Raw genomic sequence first — 5,768 nt, 5'->3', positions numbered from 1 at the left:
AATGTAAGATTAAATCTCAACTATTACACCGGTAAAGTTTTTATTTTATCAAGCACCTTATCGACAATGCCAGGGCTTGGGGGACCTTTTTCTTTAATTTTTGCACCTTGCTGAAGTTTATCAACCGGATCATAAGCTTTTGCTACTTTTTCTCCAACGTTAATTACTCCTTCTACTATATGAGTAGGATTGGTAATCACTTTACTGCTCTCCTTTACCACTTCGATTGCTACTCCACTTGCAGCGATTCCGGCACGAGCGACTCTAGCACCATAAAGTGCCGTATCCTCTTTCAGCGTTCTTTTTCTGCCGGCTTATTTTGCGATTGCCGTTCCTGTGGAAGCTCAGAAGCATTTGTTTGTGCCGCTTCTAAAGACTCTACTCTTTCAGGGGTATTTATTGAAGATTTAATCTTATTATCTTCTGCTGCATTTTTTATTCCTTCTTCAGGAGTATTAATAGATGAAGTGTTTAGCTTTTCTTTACTCATACATATCTCATAAAATTATGTTCTATGTTATTTCACATTCTATGTCATTCTCGCTCTTTTATGTCATTCCCGCGTAGGCATTGTTGCGTGGATACCTATGTCATTCCTGCGGAAGCAGGAATCCAGCATAAAGCGAGACACATCGAGCTTTTAAAAAGTTTTAAAGTAATGGATTCCTGCTTTCGCAGGAATGACATCGGAGCTAGCTAAGAATGATATATATACACACTCACCTCTTCCCCATCGCATAGCTAGTAATCAAGTTTTTAATAGGCTTAAAATTATTTATCGCCTTAAACCCTATTTGTCTTAAACATCTTAAATTTTTGGAATAATTTGAAAAAATATTATTTAACTCATCAGTCAGCTTATACATAATAAAATTATCCTCTTGCCTTAGCTTTTGATATTCTTGTAATGTACCATTATTACTAACGATCATACTCAAAGTTTCTATATCCTTTATACCCTGATTAAGCCCCTGCCCCGCTAGTGGATGTACTGTATGAGCAGTATCGGCAATAAGCACCATGTTATTATGAAAATATCTATTGGCTATACGAGCTTTTAACGGGAAGCTACTAATCTCACTATCAATAGTAATTTTACCTAAAGAATTACCGGCATTTCTTTGAGTTAAAAATCTTACTTCTTCTATAGGCAAATTAACAATTAAAGCAGCCTGATCAGAAGAAGTTGACCATATTACAGAAGAGCTGTATTGATCTTTTAAAGGCAATAAAGCAAAAGGACCAAGCGGCAGGAAGTGCTCCATAGCACAATTTTCATGCGGCTTTTCATGCTTAATATTAAATGTAAGAGCAGTCTGATAAGGTTTTTCAATTTCATTAGCAAAGTAATGAGGCCTCACTTTTGAATTTACTCCATCACATATAATTAATAAACTACACTTAAATTGTTTATCATCAAATTTTATGATCGAGTAGTCATTATGGCTTATAACCTCTTGATATTGATTATTATCAATTAATGTTATCAACGGATTATTAGTTATTTTTGACAATAGTATTTTTTTAAAATCACTATTCTTAGCCACATATCCAAGCACAGCGTCATCGTCATTTTGTAAGTCTAATATTTCTGAAGCCTTATTATCTACTACATATACATCTTGCATTTTTGCCACAAACTTCTCAAGCTCTTCCCATATATCAATAGAGGATAAGAAATTTTTAGAATGCGGCGTTAAGGCAGTTGTTCTTATGTCTTTAAAAAACTCCGGGCTTTTTACCGATTTACTCTCGAATATAATAGTTTTTATACCCTTTTGTGCAAAAGAAAGTGCAGTTAGCATACCGCTCAAGCCACATCCTAAAATGATAATATCAATCTGTTTTGTTTCTATTTGATTCATGTATAAAATATTTTAAATAACCGTTTGTTGCTATAAAACTTAGAAGAAAATAAATAATTGCTATATCCAAATATGAACTATTGCCTGAGTATAAGCCTAAACAACAAATAAATAAACTTACAATAGTCGTAAAACTGTTTAGAATTAATAGATTTGTAAAAATATCTGTTTTTTTGATAAATAGGTAGGTTATTAAGCAAATAAATAATGAAATAATAATTAAAAAGATGTTAAGCATAATTTTTAATCAGTTTAAAATCGTCATTGCGAGCGAACATTAGTTCGCGTGGCAATCTCAGGATTTTTGCCTGAGATTGCTTCGTCAAATTACTTATGTAATTTTTCTCGCAATGACAATTCGGTATTAACACACCCTCATTATATATAATCATTTATAACACTACAAACTGCAAATAAAATTAATTAAAATTCCTTAAATAATTTTAATATTATGTAATCTTAGCTAACTTTTACATTATAAATAGCTATTGTGACAAAAATGTTATAAAAAAATGTTGCTTTCTTTTACATTCAGCATTAACGTATATATTTAGGCTTTGATTAATATTTTTAAGGTAAATTGTAATGTCACAACTCGAAGTTTTAATAGTAGACGATGAAGAGAGTATACGAAATCTCATTGCTGCAAATTTGAAAGATGAAGGCTTTAATCCTAAGGTTGCCGCTAATAGTACGCAAGCTCTTAAAATACTTTCCGAAAAACCGGTCTCTGCAGTTATACTTGATATTTGGCTTCAAGGAAGTGAAATTGATGGGCTTGGGATTTTAGAGATAATTAAAAAACGCTATCCTTTAATGCCGGTAATAATTATTAGCGGTCACGGTACTATAGAAACAGCAGTAAATGCTATAAAAATGGGTGCTTACGATTATATAGAAAAACCTTTTAATAATGATAAATTAGTTATTTTACTTAAAAGAGCTTGCGAAGTAACAAAGTTAAAACGTGAAAATATAGATTTAAAATCAAAAGTTATAGATAAAACTGAATTAGTAGGTGGATGTTCGGTAACTTTAAAATATAAAATGGAAATAGAAAAGGCAGCTAGCTCTAGCAGTCGTATAATGATTCATGGTAAAGTCGGTAGCGGTAAAGAACTTGCAGCAAGGTTAATTCATAAACAATCTAAAAGGGTTAATAATCCGTTCATTATTTTCAGCCCTACCTGTATGACTACAGAAAAAATTAACCAAGAATTATTCGGCGAATCAGAAAAGCAGGAAAATCATACCAAACGCCCTACTATCTTAGAATTTGCCAATAACGGTACTTTATATATAGATGAGGTTAGTAATGTTCCTATTCCTATCCAAGTAAAATTATTAAAATTCCTTAAAGATCAAACTATTACAAAGCCTTGTGGAAAAAATATTAAAGTTGATATAAAAATTATCACCGGTACTTCTAAAAATATTCAAGATGAAGTTAATAACGGCAAATTCCTAGAAGATCTATATTACCGCCTTAATGTATCTTCTCTAAAAGTACCTTCATTATATGAGAGAAAAGAAGATATACCACTACTTGTTAAATATTTTGTTAAGCAGCTTTCAAAATTTTCAGGTTTAAAAGAACGTAACTTTGCTGATGAAACTATCGCTGCTCTTCAATCCTATGAATGGCCGGGTAATATTAGACAATTACGTAATGTAGTTGAATGGACTTTAATTATGAATCCGCTAACTACAGGTAATAATGAAATTATCAAACCTTATATGATACCTTCCGAAATATTAGCAAATAGTGCTAATCTCACAAAACTTGAAGATAGTTTTGATATGTTATCTATGCCGCTTAGAGAAGCCAGAGAAGTTTTCGAGCGTCAATATCTATCGGCACAAATGAGTCGTTTTAATAATAATATTTCAAAAACATCTTCATTTGTCGGTATGGAAAGATCGGCTTTGCATCGTAAATTAAAATTATTAAGCTTACATATACCTCCTACAAATAGAATAAATGAAGAAGAATATGAGGAAGCAAATGCTTAAAGTCATATCAATAATTACTATTTATTTGTTATTAAGCAGCTGCTCCGAATCTACTCGTGATGCGAATGGATTACTTACGGATAGCCAAAGCACGGTAATTCGGAATTATATAATATCGCAAAATTCTAAAAACCTTAAAGTGAACCTTAAAGAGAAGTTCGGTTCAAATTTAAAAGGAGTCAAATTAATAGGAGTAAAGCTAATAAATGAAGATTTATCAGGAATAGATTTAACTTCCTGCGAAATATTACGTGCTGATTTTGCAGGTAGTAATTTAGAAAAAGCTATACTTACAAATGCTATAATTCAAGAAAGTAATTTTGCAGATTCGGTAATAAAAAATATTTCTGGGTATAATTCTGACTTTCAAGGTTCAATTTTTAACAAAATAACATTACAAAATACAAATTTTGTTCAATCAAATTTTAGCGATACTGCTTTTAATAAAACTACTATAATAAATGTCAACTTTGAGAATTCTAAGTTTAGTCATGTATTATGGAGTGATAATACTATTGACGGTGTTAATTTTCAAAAAACTAACCTAAAGAATAATAGCTTTAAAAATACTAATATAACAAATTCAATATTTTACGGTACGGATTTAGAAAAAAGTGTAATAAATAACACCGATTTTACTAATAATTATTTTGAATCTAGCGACCTAAGTCAAACTAAATTAACAGCAGTAATAATTAAGGATTCTAACTTCACACAAAGTATTTTTAATGAAGTAAACTTTAATAACGTACAAAGTAATAACTCTTTCTTTTCATACGCTTCCTTTCAAGATTCAACATTACAGAATATTAGCCTTACTAAATGTGATTTACAAAATAGTACAATTAGTAGTTCAGTGTTAAATCATTTTAAAATCGATAATGCTATATTAAATAATATGAGTCTAAACGATAACAAATTTAATAATTTATCAATAAAAAATAGTAATGCTAATTTTGTAAGGATTAATAAAACTAAAGGCTCAAATATTACTTTAGATAATATAAGCTATACTAATAATATTTTTAGCAATAATGATTTTAAACAATTTATAGTGATTAATACTGACTTAAACAACAGTGAAATAATAAACTCAAATATAACTAACGGACAATTTAATAATGTAAATTTTTCTAAATCTTTAATACAAAACGTAAATTTTTCAGATGTTAAAATTACTTTAGGTAATTTAAACCAAGTGGCTCTAATAAATTCTAATCTAACAAATACTACGGTTATTAACTCCGTCCTTTCTAATTCACAAATAAATAATATTAACTACCAAGCATATTCCGGTTTTATTAATACTAATGTTTCTAATAATATTATTTTAAATAGCGATAATTCGAGCAAAATTCCACCAAATAATATAGTAATAAGTTCGGTAAAAGATTTGCAAAAAATAACTAACTTAACAAATATAAATTTAACAAATCTTGACTTAAGTAGTTTAGTATTTAATGGAGTAGATTTTTCAAATAGTATCTTTAAAAACGCTAATTTAACAAATACGGTAATAAAAAATTCTATTTTAAAAGAGGCTAATTTTTCTGCAGCAATACTTACTAAAACAGATTTTTCAAACTCAATATTAATAGATAGCATATTTAAATCAGCTAAAATTGATCAGGCTAATTTTAATAATTCCGACCTCACAAATACCGATTTTACCGAGGCGGTAATTAAAGATACTGCGTTTGATAAAGCTAAAACAGGCGAAATGAAGGGGGTGGAGTAGTTTTTGTTCATGTCATTCCTGCGTGGATAAAAAAACTTATTAGATGTCATTCCTGCGAAAGCAGGAATCCAGAAAAAAAGTATAAATACAGCAAATTTTTGAAATTAAATGTAGAAGTCAAGATTTAATCTTACAGACATTATAAAAATTAT

6 protein-coding genes are annotated in these 5,768 nt (G+C 29.7%); 2 read left to right on the top strand and 4 right to left on the bottom strand.

Features of this window, described 5'->3' with window-relative positions; all coding sequences use genetic code 11:
* Positions 1–23 precede the first annotated feature (23 nt).
* From KYQ89_RS03510 to KYQ89_RS03495, 4 genes are all read right to left on the bottom strand, one after another.
* Entirely contained in the window at positions 24–200 is a 177-nt protein-coding gene (locus tag KYQ89_RS03510; RefSeq protein ID WP_218460431.1) for a hypothetical protein, read from the bottom strand.
* Between the two features lie 92 nt (positions 201–292).
* Positions 293–490 carry a 2-octaprenyl-6-methoxyphenyl hydroxylase gene (locus KYQ89_RS03505; RefSeq protein ID WP_218460429.1) on the bottom strand — a complete coding sequence of 66 codons (198 nt, stop codon included), beginning with the start codon at positions 488–490 and terminating at the stop codon, positions 293–295.
* 229 nt (positions 491–719) lie between these two features.
* Positions 720–1,865: a 2-octaprenyl-6-methoxyphenyl hydroxylase gene (ubiH, locus tag KYQ89_RS03500; protein ID WP_218460428.1), complete on the bottom strand. Its 1,146-nt coding sequence runs from the start codon at positions 1,863–1,865 to the stop codon at positions 720–722.
* Complete coding sequence (locus tag KYQ89_RS03495) at positions 1,837–2,103, bottom strand: monovalent cation/H+ antiporter complex subunit F (RefSeq protein WP_218460427.1); 267 nt, start codon at positions 2,101–2,103, stop codon at positions 1,837–1,839. Before KYQ89_RS03495 ends, ubiH begins: the two co-directional genes overlap by 29 nt.
* Positions 2,104–2,450: 347 nt before the next feature.
* Between KYQ89_RS03495 and KYQ89_RS03490 the strand changes: the two genes are divergently transcribed.
* Both KYQ89_RS03490 and KYQ89_RS03485 read left to right on the top strand, forming a co-directional pair.
* Positions 2,451–3,878, top strand: coding sequence for a sigma-54-dependent transcriptional regulator (locus KYQ89_RS03490; protein WP_218460426.1), 1,428 nt, complete (start codon positions 2,451–2,453; stop codon positions 3,876–3,878).
* Positions 3,871–5,616, top strand: coding sequence for a pentapeptide repeat-containing protein (locus KYQ89_RS03485; RefSeq protein ID WP_218460430.1), 1,746 nt, complete (start codon positions 3,871–3,873; stop codon positions 5,614–5,616). The genes KYQ89_RS03490 and KYQ89_RS03485 overlap by 8 nt, the downstream gene beginning before the upstream one ends.
* The last annotated feature ends 152 nt before the right edge of the window (positions 5,617–5,768 follow it).

Source organism: Rickettsia sp. TH2014 (assembly GCF_019249195.1).
Lineage (GTDB): Bacteria > Pseudomonadota > Alphaproteobacteria > Rickettsiales > Rickettsiaceae > Rickettsia > Rickettsia felis.
Note: the sequence above shows the minus strand (reverse complement) of the source record. Positions and strands in the feature narration are given on the sequence as shown.

Bases quoted from the DNA above. Each gene is read 5' to 3' on its own strand.
- KYQ89_RS03490 (WP_218460426.1), top strand. From the start codon at position 2,451: ATGTCACAACTCGAAGTTTTAATAGTAGACGATGAAGAGAGTATACGA.
- KYQ89_RS03495 (WP_218460427.1), bottom strand. From the start codon at position 2,103: ATGCTTAACATCTTTTTAATTATTATTTCATTATTTATTTGCTTAATA.
- ubiH (WP_218460428.1), bottom strand. From the start codon at position 1,865: ATGAATCAAATAGAAACAAAACAGATTGATATTATCATTTTAGGATGT.
- KYQ89_RS03485 (WP_218460430.1), top strand. From the start codon at position 3,871: ATGCTTAAAGTCATATCAATAATTACTATTTATTTGTTATTAAGCAGC.
- KYQ89_RS03505 (WP_218460429.1), bottom strand. From the start codon at position 490: ATGAGTAAAGAAAAGCTAAACACTTCATCTATTAATACTCCTGAAGAA.